The organism is Larsenimonas suaedae, from assembly GCF_023712105.1.
Classification (GTDB): Bacteria; Pseudomonadota; Gammaproteobacteria; order Pseudomonadales; family Halomonadaceae; genus Larsenimonas; species Larsenimonas suaedae.
Genome location: NZ_JAMLJI010000001.1, coordinates 429,357 through 449,396 on the forward strand (window position 1 = coordinate 429,357; position 20,040 = coordinate 449,396).

Annotated in this window: 18 protein-coding genes; 16 read left to right on the forward strand and 2 right to left on the reverse strand. The window is 53.9% G+C overall.

Annotated features, from left to right (window positions below):
- Positions 1 to 29 precede the first annotated feature (29 nt).
- Entirely contained in the window at positions 30 to 1,346 is a 1,317-nt protein-coding gene (gene guaD, locus NAT49_RS02040; protein WP_251589939.1) for a guanine deaminase, read from the reverse strand.
- A 262-nt stretch (positions 1,347 to 1,608) separates the two neighbouring features.
- Here guaD and NAT49_RS14975 point away from each other — a divergent pair, with 262 nt between their 5' ends.
- Both NAT49_RS14975 and NAT49_RS02055 read left to right on the forward strand, forming a co-directional pair.
- The gene (locus NAT49_RS14975; protein WP_285835987.1) at positions 1,609 to 3,366 is read left to right on the forward strand and encodes a methyl-accepting chemotaxis protein; all 1,758 of its coding nucleotides are present in this window, start codon (positions 1,609 to 1,611) and stop codon (positions 3,364 to 3,366) included.
- A gap of 243 nt (positions 3,367 to 3,609) precedes the next feature.
- Positions 3,610 to 4,863: an O-antigen ligase family protein gene (locus NAT49_RS02055; RefSeq protein ID WP_251589940.1), complete on the forward strand. Its 1,254-nt coding sequence runs from the start codon at positions 3,610 to 3,612 to the stop codon at positions 4,861 to 4,863.
- Positions 4,864 to 4,948: 85 nt separating this feature from the next.
- Here the strand turns inward: NAT49_RS02055 and NAT49_RS02060 are convergent, their stop codons facing one another.
- Entirely contained in the window at positions 4,949 to 6,385 is a 1,437-nt protein-coding gene (locus tag NAT49_RS02060) for an SLC13 family permease (RefSeq protein WP_251589941.1), read from the reverse strand.
- Between the two features lie 165 nt (positions 6,386 to 6,550).
- Here NAT49_RS02060 and galE point away from each other — a divergent pair, with 165 nt between their 5' ends.
- The 14 genes from galE (at position 6,551) to NAT49_RS02130 (ending at position 19,967) form a co-directional block, all read left to right on the forward strand.
- Entirely contained in the window at positions 6,551 to 7,570 is a 1,020-nt protein-coding gene (gene galE / locus NAT49_RS02065; protein ID WP_251589942.1) for a UDP-glucose 4-epimerase GalE, read from the forward strand.
- Positions 7,571 to 7,656: 86 nt separating this feature from the next.
- Entirely contained in the window at positions 7,657 to 9,003 is a 1,347-nt protein-coding gene (locus NAT49_RS02070; protein ID WP_251589943.1) for a UDP-glucose dehydrogenase family protein, read from the forward strand.
- An 11-nt stretch (positions 9,004 to 9,014) separates the two neighbouring features.
- Positions 9,015 to 10,166, forward strand: a complete 1,152-nt coding sequence (locus NAT49_RS02075) for a glycosyltransferase family 4 protein (protein WP_251589944.1) — start codon at positions 9,015 to 9,017, stop codon at positions 10,164 to 10,166.
- Positions 10,163 to 10,651, forward strand: coding sequence for a DUF2489 domain-containing protein (locus NAT49_RS02080; protein WP_251589946.1), 489 nt, complete (start codon positions 10,163 to 10,165; stop codon positions 10,649 to 10,651). Before NAT49_RS02075 ends, NAT49_RS02080 begins: the two co-directional genes overlap by 4 nt.
- Before the next feature lie 284 nt (positions 10,652 to 10,935).
- Positions 10,936 to 11,835 carry an OmpA family protein gene (locus NAT49_RS02085; protein WP_251589948.1) on the forward strand — a complete coding sequence of 300 codons (900 nt, stop codon included), beginning with the start codon at positions 10,936 to 10,938 and terminating at the stop codon, positions 11,833 to 11,835.
- A gap of 218 nt (positions 11,836 to 12,053) precedes the next feature.
- Entirely contained in the window at positions 12,054 to 13,964 is a 1,911-nt protein-coding gene (gene thrS, locus NAT49_RS02090) for a threonine--tRNA ligase (protein WP_251589950.1), read from the forward strand.
- Positions 13,858 to 14,523, forward strand: a complete 666-nt coding sequence (infC, locus tag NAT49_RS02095) for a translation initiation factor IF-3 (RefSeq protein WP_432806148.1) — start codon at positions 13,858 to 13,860, stop codon at positions 14,521 to 14,523. Before thrS ends, infC begins: the two co-directional genes overlap by 107 nt.
- A gap of 71 nt (positions 14,524 to 14,594) precedes the next feature.
- The gene (rpmI, locus tag NAT49_RS02100; protein WP_251589951.1) at positions 14,595 to 14,789 is read left to right on the forward strand and encodes a 50S ribosomal protein L35; all 195 of its coding nucleotides are present in this window, start codon (positions 14,595 to 14,597) and stop codon (positions 14,787 to 14,789) included.
- Between the two features lie 30 nt (positions 14,790 to 14,819).
- Positions 14,820 to 15,176, forward strand: coding sequence for a 50S ribosomal protein L20 (gene rplT, locus NAT49_RS02105; RefSeq protein ID WP_251589952.1), 357 nt, complete (start codon positions 14,820 to 14,822; stop codon positions 15,174 to 15,176).
- 136 nt (positions 15,177 to 15,312) lie between these two features.
- Positions 15,313 to 16,332, forward strand: a complete 1,020-nt coding sequence (gene pheS / locus NAT49_RS02110; RefSeq protein WP_251589953.1) for a phenylalanine--tRNA ligase subunit alpha — start codon at positions 15,313 to 15,315, stop codon at positions 16,330 to 16,332.
- 21 nt (positions 16,333 to 16,353) lie between these two features.
- Positions 16,354 to 18,726, forward strand: a complete 2,373-nt coding sequence (gene pheT, locus NAT49_RS02115; RefSeq protein WP_251589954.1) for a phenylalanine--tRNA ligase subunit beta — start codon at positions 16,354 to 16,356, stop codon at positions 18,724 to 18,726.
- 19 nt (positions 18,727 to 18,745) lie between these two features.
- A complete protein-coding gene (ihfA, locus tag NAT49_RS02120; protein ID WP_251589955.1) occupies positions 18,746 to 19,057 on the forward strand; it encodes an integration host factor subunit alpha in 312 nt (103 codons plus the stop codon).
- 71 nt (positions 19,058 to 19,128) lie between these two features.
- A complete protein-coding gene (locus NAT49_RS02125) occupies positions 19,129 to 19,578 on the forward strand; it encodes a flavodoxin domain-containing protein (RefSeq protein WP_251589956.1) in 450 nt (149 codons plus the stop codon).
- A complete protein-coding gene (locus NAT49_RS02130) occupies positions 19,560 to 19,967 on the forward strand; it encodes a hypothetical protein (protein ID WP_251589957.1) in 408 nt (135 codons plus the stop codon). The genes NAT49_RS02125 and NAT49_RS02130 overlap by 19 nt, the downstream gene beginning before the upstream one ends.
- Positions 19,968 to 20,040 lie beyond the last annotated feature (73 nt).

Below are 20,040 nucleotides of genomic sequence, written 5' to 3' on the forward strand. Positions count from 1 at the left end.
TGGCGCGCTTTAGGGGGCGTTTCGGTGTATTAAGGCGCAAGCTCCATTTTCCTGCCCTGAACATAAGTGGCATGGATGGCGCGGTCGTCGCCCAGCATCATCAAGTTGAACAGCATTTCAAATAACGTAGTTGCGCGGCTTGCCTTGCGAGCAAGTGCCGGTGATCCCCTTGGGTCGAGAACGACGATATCGGCCTCAAAACCGGGTTTTAGTTGCCCAATGCAGTCATTAAGCGACAACATTACCGCATTGCCATGCGTTACCTGATAAAACCCTTGCCATGGGGTATACGACACCCCCTGGAGCTGACACACCTGGTAGGCCGCCGCCAAAGTATGCAATTGAGACAGGCTGGTACCTGCGCCAATGTCGCTTGCAATTCCAAGCGTTACTTTGCTCTCACGTGCCGCTCGAAAATCAAAAAGCCCGCTGCCCAAAAAGAGATTGGAGGTTGGACAGAATGCAATCCGGCCGCCTGCACTATGAAGTCTCTGGCGAACACTGTCATCGATGTGAATGGCATGTGCAAAAACGGCGCGGTCTTTTAGAAGACCCACCCGATCATAAACATCCAGATAATCCCGCGCGCTTGGGTAGAGGTTGCTGACCCAGGCAATTTCTTTGGTATTTTCGCTCAGGTGCGTTTGAACGATGAGTTCCGGATAGTCCTTGGCAAGGAGGCCGGCCACACGCATCTGTTCGGGTGAAGAGGTGGGAGCAAAACGTGGCGTGATGGCGTACTCAAGACGCCCCTGGCCATGCCAGCGCTCGATCAAAGCGCGACTTTCATGCTCTGCACGTTCTGGTGTATCGGTCAGCGCGGCAGGCGCATTTCGGTCCATCATGACCTTACCGCCAAGCATTCGGCATCCGCGCGCAGAGGCTGCCTTGAATAGGGCATCGACCGAGCTCGGATGACTGGTACAAAACGCCAGTGCGGTAGTGGTTCCGTATCTCAGCATTTCTGAAATGAACGCATCAGCCAGCGCGTCGGCATACGCAGGATCGGCAAACCGGGCTTCTTCGGGGAAGGTGTAATCATTTAGCCAGTCAAGCAGCTGCTTGCCGAACGACGCGATAATATCGAGCTGACTGAAATGCACATGAGGATCAACAAAGCCCGGCATGATGAGCTTGTCAGGGTAGTGATGAAGCTCTGCATCAGCCGGTAGGTGAGCGAGAAGCGCATCGGCCTCTCCGACGTGCTTGATGTGGCCCTGCTCAATCCATAACAGGCCGTCTTCAAGATAGACAACACTTTCGTCTTTTGGGGTGACGTCGACCCCGGGATCGGCTGAAAAACTGAGTAGCGGGCCACGAAGGGCGAGTGTTGGCTGATGAGTCATGGCGTAGGTTGCTTTATGTGTCGGCAATCAGGGCAGTGTCATGCCTATCGACCCGAGGATCAACCCGGCGGTTTTCAATCGACTGACTTTGCCCAGACGCCTATCAAATGAAAATCCGACATGTTTTCTCATATGCGTTTTTCATTACATGCGCTCTTCATTTCCCGACCTTGTTGTCGATAAAGCTTGAGTGAGCGGCTATGTGCCGAGTCTTGGGTGTCTTCAAGCGTTTAATAACGTTCCTGGTGATGGGAAATCTAACATGGCGATTCTTGATCGATTGGCAAGTGTTCGTTACCGACTCATCGGCGCGTTCGGTAGCGGGGTTGTGGTGGTTGTAGGTATCGGTGCGTTTGGAGCCTATGGCATTCAAGAAGCCAATACGGACCTGGAGCGTGTGTATGAACAAAACCTGCTTTCAACTCAAATGGTCGGCAATATCAAAAGCTCGCTTTCCGAAATACGTGGGCAAGCGCTGAGTACAACAACGCTTCGAGATGATCAGGCGACTACCAGGATTTTAAAAGATATCGGGGCCTCACAAGAGGCGCTTGGCACAAGCCTTGCCGCCTATTATCCAGCGATGGTTTCCTCGGAAGAGGAACGCCAAACGGCCATTCGATTCATCAATGCCTATGATCAGATGGATGCGGGTATGGCCCGCATGCTTCAAGCAATTAAAGGGGGTGACTATGATCGCGCCCGCGATGCCTATGTCGATCAGGTCAGGGATGCGTTTGTAGCAACCCGAGGCATCAGTGACGAGTTACTTGGTATTCAAAAGACGCAATCAAAAGCATTCTATGAAGCCGCAGCCAGTCGCGCTGAAACCGAACAGTGGTTGATCTGGATCGCGATGATTCTGGCGGGTATTTCAACGGCGGCTGTCGGTTATTGGACACTTCGCTCCATTATTCCCCCGCTATCTCGCGCGCAGGAGCTTACCGGCTCGATTGCAGAAGGGCGTCTTGATAACGAGATCGATACGCAGCGTACCGATGAGTTCGGCGACATGCTGCGGGGCCTCCATGCAATGCAGCAACGCCTGGCATCTGTAGTCACTCGTGTGCACGATAACTCCGAGTCTGTGAGTTCGGCCGCTCGGGAAATTGCATCCGGCAATGACGATCTGAGCCGTCGAACACAGGAGCAGGCCGCAAGCCTTGAACAGACCGCTGCGTCCATGGAGCAAATGACCTCGACGGTACGCCAGAACGCTGAAAACGCGATTCAGGCCAATGAGTTGGCCTCAGGGGTGAGTGCTCAGGCCCAGGAAGGGGGAGAAGTAGTCGAGCGGGCCGTTCAGGCCATGAGCGAAATCAATGCATCGAGTAAAAAGATCGCCGATATCGTGGGCATGATTGATGAGATTGCGTTCCAGACCAATCTTCTTGCCTTGAACGCAGCGGTCGAGGCTGCGCGTGCCGGTGAGCAGGGGCGCGGGTTTGCTGTGGTTGCCTCCGAGGTGCGCAACCTTGCGCAACGTAGCGCCAAGGCCGCCAAGGAAATTACAGGACTGGTCGAGGAAAGCGTTCATAAAGTGGAGTCCGGCTCTCAGCTTGTTACGCTTTCTGGGCAAACGCTGACCGAAATCGTGGAAAGCGTTAAAAAGGTCAGCAATATCGTTGCCGAGATTTCCAATGCAAGCCAGGAGCAGTCGACCGGGATTGATCAGGTGAACCAGGCTGTTTCACAAATGGATCAAGGCACACAACAGAATGCTGCGCTGGTCGAAGAGGCGGCGGCTTCAAGCCGTACGCTTGAAGAACAGGCTGATCAGCTACGACGTGAGGTCGGTTTCTTCCAACTCGGTGCGTTAGGCGCAAATCAGCGCCTTGATGCTCGTCTCGCGCCACCGGTGCCCTCGATGAGTGCCCGGAAAGCTGACCACGCCTCAAGCCCTCGTAAAACATCGCCCACTAAGGCGAAAGCGTCACCGGTTTCAGCCAAGCCCTCTCGCCCAAAACAAGCACCGGCCATGACGACCGCAGCTGGCGATGATGATTGGGAAACGTTTTGATCGTTAGGAAATGAGTTGTCAATAAAAGGTTAATCGGTTCCCCGCTTGCCGTGTATGGAGTGCCAAGGTCCATACACGGCCTTTTTGCGTTTAACGGGGCACGTTGGAGCTATGTTCAGGTGGCTTTCTTGTTTTAGCTTTCTCATGATAAAGGCTTTAAATCATGGGCTTTTAAAGCAGCGAGGTTTTAATGCTGATGGTAGTATTCGCCGGCAATGATCCGGTGGGTAAGGCGCCAAAACGATGAAAGGCAACAACCATTTTTTAAGTCTCTTCGCTCAAATGGGCATGTTTTTAACCCTTGCGTTGACGCTGTCGCTCGATGGCGGATATAGCTACGGCGCTATAATAGTGTTGCTTGGGAGCTTGTTGGGGTTGGGAGCGTTCAGGTTATATCGCGGCCAGCGCCTTGCCCGTGAGGATAGGCAGCTGCTGTTGGTGTTTGTCCTTTACGGGCTTAGTTTCTTGTTTTTTCGAGCGTACCACGTGTTTGAATGGAGTGGGCTGGATAAACCGTCGAGGTTTATTCTGGTCTGCTTGATTTTCCTGTTTCTGCGTTCGGTGGCCCTGAAGGGATATTTGTTATGGCTTGGGGCTGCAGTCGGCACGTATTCGGGTGTGGGTGTTGCAATCTACCAGCACTTTATAGATGACAAGGCGCGGGCTAACGGCTTTCAGCATCCGATCATGTTTGGGAACTTCGGTGTACTGCTGGGCATGATTTGCTTTGCCGGGTTCATTTTCTATATCGGCAAAAAACAGTATACGTATGCTTTTTTGATGTTTCTGGCAGGCGTTTCGGGTCTATTGGTGTCTATTTTGTCGGGATCGCGTGGAGGGTGGCTGGCCATTCCTGTCGGTCTTGTCTATCTCTTCTGGCAAAGTCGTGATGTCATCGGTGCCCGGCTCGTAAAGCAGGCAGCGGTATTTTTTGTGGCTGCAATGGTGGCTGTAATTGCGATACCTCAGACCGGGGTGTCTCATCGGATTGGCCAGGCCGTATCAGACATTGAAAACTACGTTGAGCCCGATGGTAGCGCACGAACCTCGGTTGGGCTTCGCTTTGAAATGTGGAAAGCGGCTCTCCATCTTTATAAGGAATCGCCCATTCTCGGGGTCGGTGAGTTCGATATTCAGGCCAAGAAACAGGTGCTGGCGGACGAGGGAATCATTGATCAAGCGGCCGTTCATTTTGGTCATGCCCATAACGAGTATCTGACGAACCTGAGCGAGTATGGAACGATCGGATTTATCCTGCTGATGATCCTTTATATCGTGCCATTGCGTCTTTTTAATCAAAAGATTCGCGCTTATCCATCGGATTGGAATATTCGGTGCTATGCCATGGCTGGTGGCTTGATTCCAGCGTGTTATATGGATTTTGCGCTGAGTCAGTCCATGTTTTCCCATAACTCGGGCGTTATGCTGTTTTCGTTAGGCATCATGTATTTTTGGAGTGTTGTAAGAAACCTTGAAGCCGAGAAAGCTGTTGGCTGAAGCGGCATCTCTTCCGAAGTAAGTTATTCAGTTTTTTAAGCAAAAAGGGGCCTTTTGGCCCCTTTTTTTGATCGCGATTACGCAATTATTGCCATGCCAGCGAAATAAGGAAATAGCTGAGCAGGGTGACGATGAATATTCCGGCAATATTCAGCGCAAACCCTGCTGAAATCATGGACTTTATCTTCATTTTCCCGGTTGCAAATACGATGGCGTTCGGTGGGGTCGCAACCGGCATCATGAAGGCGCAGCTGGCAGCAAGTGCTGCAGGCACGGTGATCAAGAGCAGTGATTGATCAAGCGATATGGCAAGCGCGCCCAAAAGCGGCAAGAATGCGGCAGCTGTTGCTGTGTTCGAGGTAACCTCGGTCAAAAAGATGATGACCATGACGACGATCATGATCAGCAACAGTAAAGGCAGGTTGCCGAATATGGCCAAGTGTTCGGCGATCCAGGTTGCAAGCCCTGAGCTTTTGACGGCGCCTGCAAGTGAAAGCCCCCCGCCAAACAGTAGCAATACCCCCCAAGGCAAGTCGCTTGCGTTATCCCAGCTCATGAGCCTTGATTGACCTTCCTGGCCCGAGGGAATCAGAAACAGCCCGACCCCGATGATCATCGCGATACCGGTATCCGAAAGCCAGGGTAAGCCATAGGCATTCAAGAGCGGGCGGAAAATCCAGAATCCGGCGGCCAGCACAAAGGCAATCGCGACCCGTTTTTCGGCGTGGCTCATGGGACCCAGTTCGTTGAGCTTTTCTCGAAAGAGCGCGCTGCTGTCGGTGTCTTCGATATTGCCAAGCCCGCGCGTAAGCCAGAACCAGGCAAAAAGCATCATCACAATGGCAATCGGTAGTCCGACCACCATCCATTGACCGAAGCCGATGTCGATGGACTGATCGTTTGAGAGATAGCCTGCCAGCAAGGCGTTGGGCGGGGTGCCAATCAGGGTGGCGACGCCGCCAATGCTTGCAGCATAGGCGATAGCCAGCAAAAGCGACGTGGCGTAACGGTTATCGGTGACGGCGTCTTTCTCGGTCAGCATGGTGATCACCGACATGCCAATTGGCAACATCATGATCGCCGTCGCGGTATTGGAAACCCACATGCTGATAAAGCCTGTGGCCAGCATGAACCCGGCGACCTGCCGCTTCGGTGACTGTCCGACCATCAACAGAATCTTAAGCGCCAGGCGCTTGTGTAGATTCCAGTACTGCATGGCCAACCCTAAAAGGAAACCGCCCAAGAATAGAAAGATGATTGGGTTAGCGTAGGGGGCTGTTGCGGTTTTGACGTCGCCGATGCCCATGGCCGGAATCAATATGATTGGAAGTAACGAGGTCACGGGGATCGGGATGGCTTCTGTTGACCACCATGTCGCCATAAGCAGGGCAAGACCGATACAATGCCAGGCTGAAGAGGGAATATCGCCGGGGGCGGGAATGATCAAGACGCTGATGGCAAAGATCAGGCCTAATACCAACCCGATGCGTGGCGCCATGGTTGACGTTTCCTGGGTGCTCATATCGAGTCCTTTTTTAAAAAACGGTAATATTGCTAGCGCATCTTTTCGCGCTGAAACACTTTGGCATATAAGCCCTTCGTATAATGTGTTTTCATTGGCCGCATAAAAAGCGGCTGCGCTCGGGTGGCCGTGTCCGTTTTTACTGTTGCTCATAGGAGAAATGCGATGATTCTAGTGACCGGAGGCGCGGGCTATATCGGCTCGCACACGGTTGTTGCTCTGATGGATGCAGGGCATGAGGTACTGGTGTTGGATAATCTGTCCAATTCGAGTGAAGAAGCGTTGTCACGCGTGGCCAGTCTGGTCGGGCGGGACGTGCCGTTCATGGAAGGCGACATTCGCAACGAAGCGCTTCTTGATCGCATTTTCGAGCAGCATGAGATTACGTCGGTCGTTCATTTCGCGGGGCTCAAGGCCGTAGGTGAGAGCGTTGAGAAACCGATCAAGTATTACGATAACAACGTCAACGGCACGCTCGTGCTGTGCCGAGCCATGGCACGCGCAGGCGTCAAGAGCATCGTGTTCAGCTCATCAGCAACGGTTTATGGCGATCCGGAAACCGTACCGATCAATGAAAACTTTCCGACGGCGGCGACCAATCCGTACGGACGTTCCAAGCTGATGGTCGAGGAGATTCTTCGTGATCTCGCCGTTGCCGATCCAAGCTGGCGTGTCTGCTTGCTGCGTTATTTCAATCCGGTGGGTGCACATGAAAGTGGCCAGATCGGAGAGGATCCGCAAGGTATTCCCAACAATCTTGTTCCCTTTATCAGTCAGGTTGCCGTAGGACGCCGTGAGCGACTTTCCGTGTTCGGAAGTGACTATGCGACTCACGACGGTACGGGCGTACGTGATTATATCCACGTGGTTGACCTGGCCGATGGCCACCTCAAGGCGCTCGAATATCTGGGAAGCAACGAAGGGGTGTTCACCTTCAATTTGGGCACCGGTCAAGGCTATAGCGTTCTCGATGTGGTCAAGGCCTTCGAAAAGGCCAGCGAGATCGAGGTGCCATATAAGCTCGAACCTCGTCGCCCGGGTGATATTGCCCAGTGTTACGCTGATCCGGCGTATGCCGAAACCGAACTTGGCTGGACTGCGAAAAAGGGCATCGAGGCCATGATGGCCGACACCTGGCGTTGGCAATATAATAACCCCCACGGATACGGGTCGGACTCTAACTGACCGCGTGGGCAATCGCTTGTAACGTAGAACCATGAGCAGGTATTTAACTCTGCTCGTCTTGGGTCGTTGTTTTAAAGGAAGATACATTGAAAATTACAGTCTTTGGTACCGGATACGTCGGCCTCGTGACAGGCACCTGCCTTGCAGACGTCGGTCATGATGTGATGTGCATGGACGTGGATGCCGACAAGATCGCGCGCCTTGAGCAGGGCGAAATTCCGATTTTCGAACCCGGTCTAACGCCGATGGTTGAGCGCAACGTCTCCGCGGGTCGTCTGCGCTTCACAACGGATGCCAAAACCGCTGTCGAGCACGGTGTGCTTCAGTTCATCGCCGTTGGTACGCCGCCGGATGAAGATGGCAGTGCCGATCTTAAATACGTTCTGGCGGTTGCCAATACGATCGGTGAGTACATGACCGATTATCGCGTCGTTATCGATAAGTCGACGGTGCCAGTTGGCACGGCAGACCGTGTTCACCAGGCGCTTTCCAAGGCGCTGAATGCGCGTGGTTCCAAGATCGATTTCGACGTTTGCTCCAACCCTGAATTCCTGAAGGAAGGGGCGGCTATCGACGATTTCACCCGTGGTGCGCGAATCGTGGTGGGTACCGAGTCTGATAAGGTCAAGGAGCTGATGCGTGAATGCTACGGCCCCTATAACCGTAATCATGACAAGCTGATGTTCATGGACATCCGTGCCGCAGAGCTGACCAAGTATGCTGCGAACGCCATGCTTGCAACCAAGATCAGTTTCATGAACGAAATCGCCAATCTGGCTGAGCGTCTGGGTGCTGACATTGAAGCCGTACGTCGTGGTATCGGCAGTGACCCGCGTATCGGATATCACTTCATTTATCCAGGGTGTGGTTACGGCGGTTCCTGTTTCCCCAAAGACGTTCAGGCTCTGGCCCGCACGGCATCTCAGGTTGGTTATGAAGCCGAATTGCTCAACGCTGTCGAAACGGTCAACTATCGCCAGAAAACAACGTTGTTCCGCAAGCTGTCCGCGGCATTTGATGGCGATCTTGCCGGCAAGACCATTGCGGTCTGGGGTCTTGCGTTCAAACCAAACACCGATGACATGCGTGAAGCGCCGAGCCGCACGCTGATGGAAGCGATCTGGGACGCGGGCGGCAAGGTTCAGGCTTATGACCCGGAGGCGATGAAGGAATGCCGCCGCATCTACGGTGAGCGTGATGACCTCGTGCTGGTGGCGGATCGGATTCAGGCTGTTCGCGGCGCGGATGCGCTCGTGATCGTTACCGAATGGAAAGAGTTCCGTACGCTTGATTTCAAGTGGCTCAAGGAACAGCTTTCCCTGCCGGTGCTGATCGATGGCCGTAACCTGTATGAGCCGAGCGCCGTGCACGAAGCCGGGCTTATGTATTACGCTATCGGCCGTGGTGAATCCCTCACCATGTCCAACGAGTAATCATTTGTTCCATGACGGTATCTCAAAAACCGCTTGCCGCGATTGCTATCCGGCAAGTGGAAAAAAACACGGGAGCGAGTCGTAACGCTTTCGAGCAGGCTCATGCACTGCATGAACTGGGGTATCGAGTCGTGATTCTGGCCGAGCGGGCTCGGCCAGAATTGATTAATGCCAGTGGCGTACAATGGGTGCGTTGCTGGCGTTTTCCGTTTAAGGGCGCGATTCGACGCTTCTGGTTCAATCGCTGTGTTCAGCGCTGGGTCAAAAAGCATTCTCCTGCCTTGCTGGTGAGCCATGGCGATGTAGAAACGCCCGACATAGTGTATTTACACAACTGTGTTCATCTGGCGAGCGAGCGAATTTACGGCACTTCCTTGCCCGCGCGCCACGAGGTTGCGGCAATACATGATCATGTATTAAGCCGGCAACGTTTTAAAAAAGTGGCGGTGAACTCCCATCTTATGGGCGAGGATCTCAAGGCACGTTATGGCATCAGCGATGAGCGGATCGAGATAAGTTATCCTGGCTATGACGCTGCGCGCTTCAACCCCCAAAACGCCCGTCTTCGTCGTGACGAAATGAGGGCGCGGTTCGGCTGTGACCATGATGAGTGCTTGATTGGTCTTGTCACGTCTGGGAATTTTGCCAAGCGTAACGTCAAAGGGTTTATCGAGTTGGCTGCAGCGCTTGATAAACGCCACGATAACCTGCGCTTTCTTGTTGTTGGTAAAGACGACGCCACACCATTCAAGGAGCAGGCGTCTGCGCTCGGCATTGGTGATCGCGTATATTGGCAAACGACCATTGATGATGTTCAAGCGCTTTATGGTGCGCTTGACGTTTTCGTGTTGCCCGCTCATATAGAGGAGTTCGGGCGCGTCGCGCTTGAGGCCATGGCGTGTGGCACTCCCGTAATACTCTCCAAGTACGTTGGTAGCGCCGAGTTGATTGCCTCTCGCTGGCCGCAGTTGGTCATTGACCCGGATGATCAAACCAGCTGGTCAGACCAGCTTGATGGTTTTCTGCAATCTCCGGTTCAACGTCAACAGATCGGAAGCGATATGGCGAAACTTGCAACGGGCTTTGCACATGAAAAACAGTCTCGGAAATTGATGGCGTCCTTTCAGGCTCTATCGTCTACACAGGAAGCGCGCTCGAAATGAACCTTTCTTCCACAGTCCTGGTCCTTGTCCTGGTAATTGGCATAAGTGTCGTTTTAGGGCTCGCCTTTTACGCTAAAAAACTCTGGGGTGAAGTCGACAAACGCCAGAAACAAGCGCAAGCCGAGCATGACCGCGCCAAACAGCAGTGTCTTGCCAACCTCGATGTGCTGTCCCAGGCTGTCATTGCCGATCAGGTCGACCTGATTGAAGGGGTTTTGCGCTGCTGCGTTATTCTAGACATCTACGATGCAAGCTTGTTCGAGCGGTCCGCCCTGAAACCGCTTTTGAATATTCGTGAAAAAGCCCAGCGGTTTCACACGCACGGCGCTCGTCAGGAATTGACGCCACGGGAACGGATGAAGGAAGACAAAGAGCGGCTTGAGCTTGCCGGCGAATATCGCAACGATATCCGGGCGGCAGCGTTTGATATCCAAACCTTTAGTGCGGGGCACGCCGGCGCCGTTATGGCGCATGAAGCCCATTGAAGAAACATCATGTACTTTAAGCCGGGTGCACAGACTTTTATTGCTTCATGTTATGGGCTATCTTCTTGAACAGTTTGATTGAAAACGCTGTTCGACTATTGCATCATGTCAGTCGTTGGGGCACTTTGTAATCCCTACCAGAGGTGGACTACTCTGACGGGGTAGGTGGGGGCGGAGAGAGCGGTGTTGGATTGCTTACCCCCGAGCGCCGAACTCGCCTGCTTTCATCATAAAACACGGCTAACATGAAGCTAGCCTAGGTTGTACTAAGAAGGAGTTTTTAAATGAATAAATCAGCGACTGGCTTACTGCTCGGTTCGGCGCTTGTTGTCGGTCTTTCCGGCTGTGCAAGCTCGGGCGGTGCGACATCTTCCAGCTCATCCGACCAGCCCTGGTACTCCACTCCGTTCGTCTGCGGCCTTGCCGGCGGTTTGATCGGTGGCGGTATCGGCTACAGCGTAAGCGGCGATGATGACGAAGAAACCGGTGGTGCTATCGGCGGCGTTGCAGGCGCAACCACGGGTGCTCTGTTGTGCTCTAACAACGAGCCGACAGTCATGGATTCCGACAACGATGGCGTGCCGGACGATCGTGACGAGTGCCCGGGTACACCTGCTGGCGTAGCGGTAGATGCCAAAGGTTGCCCGCTTGATTCCGACAGCGACGGTGTGCCTGACTATCAGGACCAGTGTCCGGGAACTCCGGCTGGCGTTAGCGTAGACGCTAAAGGCTGCCCGCTGGATTCCGACGGTGACGGCGTGCCTGACTATCAGGACCAGTGCCCGAACACGCCAGCTGGTACCAAAGTCAATGCGCTTGGTTGCCCGGCAAACGTTGTTCTGAATGACGTCAACTTCAAGTTCGATTCTGCTCAGCTGACTTCCAGCGCCGAACAGATCCTCGACGGCGTTGCCGAGAAGCTGAATGCTAATGACAGCGTTCGCGTCCGTGTTGAAGGGTATACCGACTCCGTCGGCTCTGACTCTTACAACAAAGATCTTTCTCAGCGTCGTGCTGACTCCGTCAAGAGCTACCTGGTAAGCCAGGGCGTTGACAGCAGCCGTCTCGAGACCAAAGGTCTGGGCGAAAGCAACTTCGTTGCAACCAACAACACTGCAGAAGGTCGTGCTCAGAACCGTCGTGTTGAGCTGCGTCCCCTCGGTGATGCCGGTCAACTTAACTAAGCATTTAGTTTTGTGATCGAGAAAGCCCCGTCTATCGGGGCTTTTTTATTTTTGAGTGGACGTTTGAGAAAAAGCATTGATAGAGTACGTCCTTCTCAATAGGCATCAAGGTACTATCTTACCGCTGTGTATGGCGGGCTTTTGCCTTGAGCGCGGAAACACAAGCACTGATTCAAGTGATCCTTGGTAGGGGCCACCACTGAATATAAGGATTTTAAATGCCAGTTATTACGCTTCCTGATGGCGCCAAGAAAGAATTCGAAGGGCCAGTTACAGTCATGGACGTCGCCGCCTCGATTGGTGCCGGCCTTGCAAAAGCTGCTGTTGCCGGTCGGATCGACGGAGTACTTGTTGACGCAAGCGATGTTATCGAACAAGACGCCAATGTTTCGATTATCACCGCAAAGAATCAGGAAGGTCTCGAAATCATTCGGCATACGTGTGCTCACCTTTTAGGGCATGCGGTCAAGCAGCTGTATCCGAACGCCAAGATGGCGATTGGTCCAGTGATTGACGATGGCTTCTATTACGATATCGATTTTGGTGAGTCCATATCATCAGAAGATCTCGGTGAGATTGAAAAGCGGATGAAGACGCTGATCGATACTGAGTACGACGTTGTTCGAGAGTATGTGAGCAGCGAGCACGCTCATGAAGTATTTGTCGAGCGCGACGAACCTTACAAGCAGGAAATCATCGATGGTATCGGCCGGGGTGAAACAGTTCGCCTGTATCATCATCAGGAATACATCGATATGTGCCGTGGGCCTCATGTGCCCAATACCCGCCATTTGAAATCGTTCAAGCTACTCAAGCTTGCCGGAGCGTACTGGCGAGGTGACGCTTCAAATCAGATGCTAACGCGTATTTACGGTACGGCCTGGGGCGACAAGAAGCAGCTAAAGGCATACCTGACCCGCCTGGAAGAGGCAGAGAAGCGCGATCATAGAAAGCTTGCCAAGCGTATGGACCTTTTTCATCTCCAGGAAGAAGCGCCTGGCATGGTGTTCTGGCATCCCAATGGTTGGTCATTGTGGCAGGTAATCGAGCAGTATCTTAGGGATGTCTATAAGCAGGGCGGCTATCAGGAGGTGCGCTGCCCACAGGTGATGGATGTCTCGCTCTGGAAAAAATCGGGTCACTGGGATAACTATTCCGAAAACATGTTTTTCACTGAATCGGAAAAACGTGAATTCGCACTGAAGCCGATGAACTGCCCGGGCCATGTGCAGCTTTTCAATCAGGGGCTTAAAAGCTACCGGGATCTACCGATTCGCTTTGGTGAGTTCGGTGGGTGTCATCGTAATGAGCCTTCTGGCGCGCTGCACGGTATCATGCGTGTGCGAGGCTTCACTCAGGACGATGGCCATGTCTTTTGTACCGAGGCTCAGATCGAGCCTGAAGTTACTGCCTTTCACAGGCAGGCGCTGAGTGTCTACAAGGATTTCGGCTTCGATGATATCGAAGTCAAGATCGCGCTGCGCCCTGAAAAACGCCTGGGCGATGACTACGTATGGGACCAGGCTGAGGCGGCGCTCAGAAATGCATTATCCGCGTGCGACGTTGAATGGACGGAGCTGCCGGGTGAAGGTGCATTTTACGGGCCCAAGATCGAATACCACATGAAGGACTGCCTGGGTCGTGAGTGGCAGGTCGGAACCATGCAGGTCGATTTCATGATGCCGACCCGTCTGGGTGCGCAGTATGTGGCAGAGGATGGAAATCGTTATGCACCGGTGATGCTGCATCGTGCCATCGTTGGCTCAATGGAGCGTTTTATCGGTATTCTCGTTGAACACTATGCAGGGAATCTGCCAGCATGGTTGGCGCCTGTACAGGCAGTTGCCATGTGTATCACCGATGCGCAGGCGGACTATGTCAATCAGGTGGTGGATCAATTACAATCTGCCGGTGTTCGTGTCAAGTCTGACTTGAGAAATGAGAAGATAGGTTTTAAAATCCGCGAACATACGTTAACGAAAGTTCCTTATCTGCTGGTAATCGGAGATAAGGAAGCCGAGAATGGAAAGGTCGCAGTGCGAACACGCACCGGAGAAGATTTGGGCGTGCTTTCCGTTTCGGAACTTCTTGCTACACTGGAAAGTACACGCAAGCAGTCTTTTTCTTAAAACTAACGGAGACGTAGCGATTAAGCGGAATAATCAACGTGGGCGCGCTCAAGAGAAGCGCCCCCCAATCAATGATCGAATTCGCGCAGATGAGGTTCGCCTCATAGACGCCGAAGGTGAGCAGCTAGGTGTTGTCACATTGGACGACGCCCTGGCAAAAGCCACTGAAGCCGGTATGGATCTTGTTCAGATATCCAGCGGCGATCCGATCGTTTGTAAGATCATGGATTACGGCAAGTTTCTTTTTGAGCAGAAAAAGCAGAAATCTGCTCAGAAAAAGAAACAGAAGCAGATTCAGATCAAGGAAGTTAAATTCCGTCCTGGAACGGATGAAGGCGATTATCAGGTTAAGTTACGAAACCTGATTCGCTTTCTCGAAGATGGCGACAAGGGCAAAGTTACCTTGCGCTTTCGCGGCCGGGAAATGGCGCACCAAGACATCGGCCGTAAGCTGATGGAGCGAATCGAGAGCGATCTTGAAGAGCTGGCGGTGGTCGAATCCCGACCGAAAATGGAAGGCCGGCAAATGATAATGATGCTGGCTCCCAAGAAGAAGTGATCCGATGGCAGTTAAACGGGTGCGCTTGAAGCGCACCGGCCTTGGATTTTCTTAAAAAAGTTGGAGTTCTCATGCCTAAGATCAAGACTAACCGGGGCGCTGCCAAGCGCTTCAAGAAATCTGCTAATGGCTTCAAGCACAAGCAGTCTTTCCGTAGCCACATCCTGACCAAAAAGTCGACCAAGCGTAAGCGTCAGCTGCGCGGTATGAAGCAGGTCCACGATTCCGATCGTCCCCTGATCATCCGTATGTTGCCGAACCTTTAATCCGACTTTTAATCCTTTCAGGAGAGCGTTATGCCCCGCGTTAAACGTGGCGTCGTTGCACGCCGTCGTCACAATAAGATTTTGAAGCAAGCCAAAGGCTATTATGGTGCGCGTTCGCGTACATTTCGTGTAGCCAAGCAGGCCGTCATCAAGGCCGGTCAGTACGCATACCGCGACCGTCGTCAGCGTAAGCGTCAGTTCCGCGCCCTCTGGATCACTCGTATCAATGCGGCTGCTCGTATTCACGGCATGTCGTACAGCAAGTTTGTTGCCGGCCTCAAGAAGAGCGGCATCGAGATCGACCGTAAGGTTCTTGCTGATCTTGCAGTACATGAAAAAGCTGCATTTGGTGCGATTGTAGAGAAAGCCAAGGCTGCTCAATCGTAAGGATACTTGCTCCTTTCCGGAGCTTGTAGCCACTTCGTAAGGGAAGAGCATGCCGCTCTTCCCTTATTTTTTGTCGGTCTGCCTGTGTTTTGCAATCTAACCAGGTGAGACCAGCCATTGGTCAGTGGAGCACAGGATGGATCAACTTTCCTCATTGGTCACCGAAGCTGAGCGCGCGATTGAGGAGGCGGGAGACGTTCAATCCCTTGATGCGTTACGCGTTCACTATTTGGGGAAAAAGGGCGAGTTGACAGCTCAGCTCAAAACGCTTGGTAAATTGCCTGCTGAAGACCGGCCCAAAGCCGGCGAAGCGATCAACAAGGCCAAGCAAACGCTTTCTACGCGTATCGATGAAAAAAAGCAGACGTTGGAAAGTGCTGCTTTGAACGAACGGCTTGCGTCCGAGCGTGTGGATGTGACCTTACCCGGCCGGTCCGGGCCTCAGGGTGGCTTGCACCCGGTAACCAAGACGCTCGAGCGCATTGAGAATCTGTTTACGCATATTGGTTATAGCGTGGCGGAGGGCCCTGAAATCGAAGACGATTTCCATAACTTCGAAGCGCTCAATATTCCCTCGCATCACCCCGCACGCGCCATGCACGATACGTTCTACTTTGATGCCTCGCGGCTTTTAAGAACGCATACGTCGCCTGTCCAGATTCGCACCATGGCTTCCCAGGAGCCCCCGGTCCGTATCGTATGTCCCGGTCGTGTCTATCGCTGCGATTCTGATCTGACCCACAGCCCGATGTTCCACCAGGTTGAAGGGCTCTTGGTCGACGAAAATGTAAGCTTTGCCGACTTGAAAGGTACGGTCGAAGCATTCTTGCGTGCGTTTTTTGAAAAGGATGAGCTTGATGTGCGGTTCCGTCCTTCCTATTTCCCGTTCACAGAGCCCTCTGCAGAAGTCGATGTTCAGTGCGTGATGTGTCTGGGTGATGGGTGTCGTGTGTGCTCTCACACCGGCTGGCTTGAGGTCATGGGCTGCGGCATGGTGCACCCCGAGGTATTTCGTCACGCAGGCGTTGATGCCTCTCGTTTCAGTGGATTCGCATTTGGCATGGGCGCCGAACGCCTTGCGATGTTGCGTTATGGGGTCAATGACCTTCGACTATTTTTCGAAAACGATCTGCGGTTCTTGCGGCAGTTTCAGTAAAAGGCAGGCGAGTGAGTCTCTATGAAAGTTTCTGAAAAATGGCTGCGCGAATGGGTGTCGCCAGCCCTTGATACCCAGGCGCTTGCCGACCAGATCACCATGGCAGGGCTTGAAGTGGATGGCATCGAGCCGGCATGTCCTGCCTTCAGCGGCGTGGTCGTTGCCCATGTTGTTGAGGTTAGCCCCCACCCGGATGCCGACAAGCTGAACGTGTGTCAAGTCGATACCGGCAGTGAGCGCGTCCAGGTCGTTTGTGGTGCTCGCAATATCGCAGCGGGTCAGCGGATTGCATTTGCAACGGTCGGTGCCGTTCTGCCTGGCGATTTCAAGATCAAGAAAGCCAAACTGCGCGGCGTTGAATCCCGTGGCATGGTCTGTGCAGCTTCCGAGCTCGGTCTTGAGGAAGGGAGTTCTGATGGCATTCTCGTCCTGCCGGAGACAGCGCCGGTCGGGGAGGATTTTCGCACATGGCTCGACCTTGATGATTCGGTGATTGAGGTCGACCTGACGCCCAACCGTGGTGACTGCTTAAGCGTTCGTGGTATTGCTCGTGAAGTAGGTGTGCTTAATCGGCTTGGCGTGACTGCCCCGGAAATGGCGGATGCGCCCACTACACTGGACGAGCGCCCGACGGTCGAGCTCGCCGCGACCGATCTCTGCCCTCATTATCTGAGTCGAATCGTCAAGGGAGTCGATGTTTCGGCGCCAACACCGCTTTGGATGCAGGAGCGTCTTCGCCGTGCAGGCCTTCGGTCGATCGACATCGTGGTCGATGTGACAAACTATGTGTTGCTCGAGCTGGGACAGCCCCTGCATGCCTTCGATTTCGAGGCAATTTCGGGGGGAATCCAGATTCGCCGTGCCCAGGCAGGTGAATCGCTTGAGCTGTTGGGCGGGCAGAAGGTCGATCTGCGAGACGACACATTGATCATTGCCGATGACAGTGGGCCGCTGGCCATCGCCGGTATTATGGGTGGCGCTTCTTCCGGTGTTACCGAGAAGACTGCCTCGGTACTGCTTGAAGCCGCATTTTTTACGCCACTGGCCATCGCCGGGCGCGCACGCTCTTATGGTCTTCACACCGATGCATCACACCGGTTCGAGCGTGGGGTTGATCCGGGCCAGACCGAGCAGGCCATGATGCGGGCTTCAAGTTTGCTCGTTCAATACGCCGGCGGTCAGGCTGGGCCGATTGTGAGTGCCGGTGGCCGCGATGAGACGGCTCGCGTTATAGAGCTGAGTGCCGAACGTATCGAACGCACTCTCGGCGTTGCTTTGCCGGAATGGGAGGTCGTGGATATCCTGACCCGGCTTGGTATGACGGTTCACGCCGAAGGAAATGCGCAGTGGCGCGTTGACGTACCCAGCTGGCGCTTCGATATCTCGATTGATGCCGACTTGATCGAGGAACTCGCCCGCGTCTACGGCTACAACAACATGCCTGTTCGTCATCCTGCGATGGATATGGCGCCGGTTGTGCGAAATGAGGCCGTCATCTCCGATCGCACACTTAGAGACCGATTGGTTGATCTTGGCTATCAGGAAGCGATCACCTACAGCTTCATTTCGTCAGAGCTTCAGCATCAGTTTCATCCGGATGCAGTCTCGCCAGAGCTTCTGAATCCGATCTCAAGTGACATGGCCGTGATGCGCAGCACACTGTGGCCTGGCTTGATCAAAACGCTGCAGCACAATCTGAATCGACAGCAGTCTCGTGTACGGCTTTTCGAAATAGGGCAAGTGTTCAACGGGTCACTCGATGCGCTGTCTCAGGATAAGCGTTTGGGTGGGCTCATCTATGGCAGCCGCCATCCGGAAGACTGGTTCAACCGTTCGGGCGAGGTGGATTTTTTCGACATCAAGGCCGACGTCGAAGCCATCATGGCGCTCGGCGGCGAGCGTCAATGGCGTTTCGTCCAGTGCGAGCACAGCACGCTTCACCCGGGGCAATCGGCGCAAATCCTTGATGGCGAGACACCGATTGGCTGGGTCGGGGCACTGCATCCCTCGATCACGCAAGCCCTTGGTCTCAAGAGCAATGTCTTCGTGTTCGAGCTGGACTATTCTAGTGTCACGATGCGGCGCGTTCCGAGTTTCGAGCCGCTGTCGCGCTATCCTGAAGTTCGGCGTGACCTTGCCATTGTCGTCGACGAGCGTGTGGTGCTCTCCGATATAACCGACGCCATTGCGACGGTTGCCGGTGAATGGCTGGTCGACTGGCGCTTGTTTGATGTCTATCAGGGCAAGGGTGTTGAACCGGGCAGCAAGAGCCTGGCGATCGGCTTGACCTGGCAACACCCATCACGCACTCTCAACGATGATGAGGTGAGCCAGTGGGTTTCGGCCATAATCGAAACGCTCGAAGATCGGTTCGAGGCAAGCCTTAGACGCTAAAATAAGGAGAAACACGGCAATGAGTGCGTTAACCAAGGCCGAACTGGCCGAGCACCTGCATACAGAGCTTGGCCTTTCAAAGCGTGATGCCAAGGATATGGTCGAATCCTTTTTCGATGAAATTCGCGGGTGTCTGCGGGAAAACGAACAGGTCAAGCTGTCGGGGTTCGGCAACTTTGATCTGCGCGACAAGAGCGAGCGACCGGGGCGCAATCCAAAGACCGGGGAAGAAATTCCCATCTCGGCGCGTCGGGTGGTGACCTTTCGTCCGGGCCAGAAGCTCAAAAGCCGTGTGGAAGCTTATAGTGGCAATAACGATGATCAGGTATGAGCCATGCCTGTTCTGTGTGAAAGGCGCCTTTTGGCGCCTTTTTCATGAATGCATGTTGTAGGAGAAAAATCGTGCCAACCTTGAATATCGTGGTTGCAACAGTGTATGGCGGCGCCCTGGATGTTGCCGAGCAGGTTCAGCCTGTATTCGAACAGGCCGGTTACGACGTCAGCATCCTCGAGTCGCCTTCGATCGATGATGTGACGGTCAAGGCGGCCGAGCTAACGCTGTTTTGTATCTCGACCACCGGCAGTGGGGATTACCCTGGGGGACTGGTGCCGTTTGCTGCGGCATTGAAGGATCGCCATCCCGACCTTGCAAACCTTCGTTATGGGATGATCGCGCTGGGCGATAGCTCCTATGGTGATACCTTCTGTGGCGCCGGGCGCGCGCTCGATGCGCTTTTGAGCGAGTGCGGCGCCATACGTCAGGGTGAACGTCTTGAAATCGATGCGATGGAAACCTTCATGGCCGACGACGCGGCCTTGCCCTGGGTTGAGCAATGGATCGAAACGCTTTGAACACCAATCTTGCTGCCGCGAGACTCTCGACCATGTGGGGGCTTGCGGTAACGATGCTGGTCGCTATTCCGTATTACTGGTGGTTGCGCGACGACACGCGAGAGATTCTGCTCGGCGGCGGAGCCATTGCCGTGGTGATTGCAGCGCTGTTACGCCAGAAAAAGGAGGGGGTTGCCCCACGAGACGTATTGGCTCGGTTTTTGGGCTGGCTCGTGCTTTTCCTGGGAGTTTACGCCATCGGGCTTTCGGTGGACGCACTTGGATTACTGCCGTCACTGCTTGATGCCCAGCGCGTGCCTGCCGCGCTCGCCTGGCTGCCCAAGGCCGGTATCATCGCATTGGTGGTGCAGATAGTTCATGGCCTTTTGAAGCGGCGTCGCGAGGCGTAAGCGTGCTTTCAATGGCGGACTTCAGCAGGGCCTTGCCGAGTGCGGCAAGGCCCCTTGGTGCCTCGATGTACGC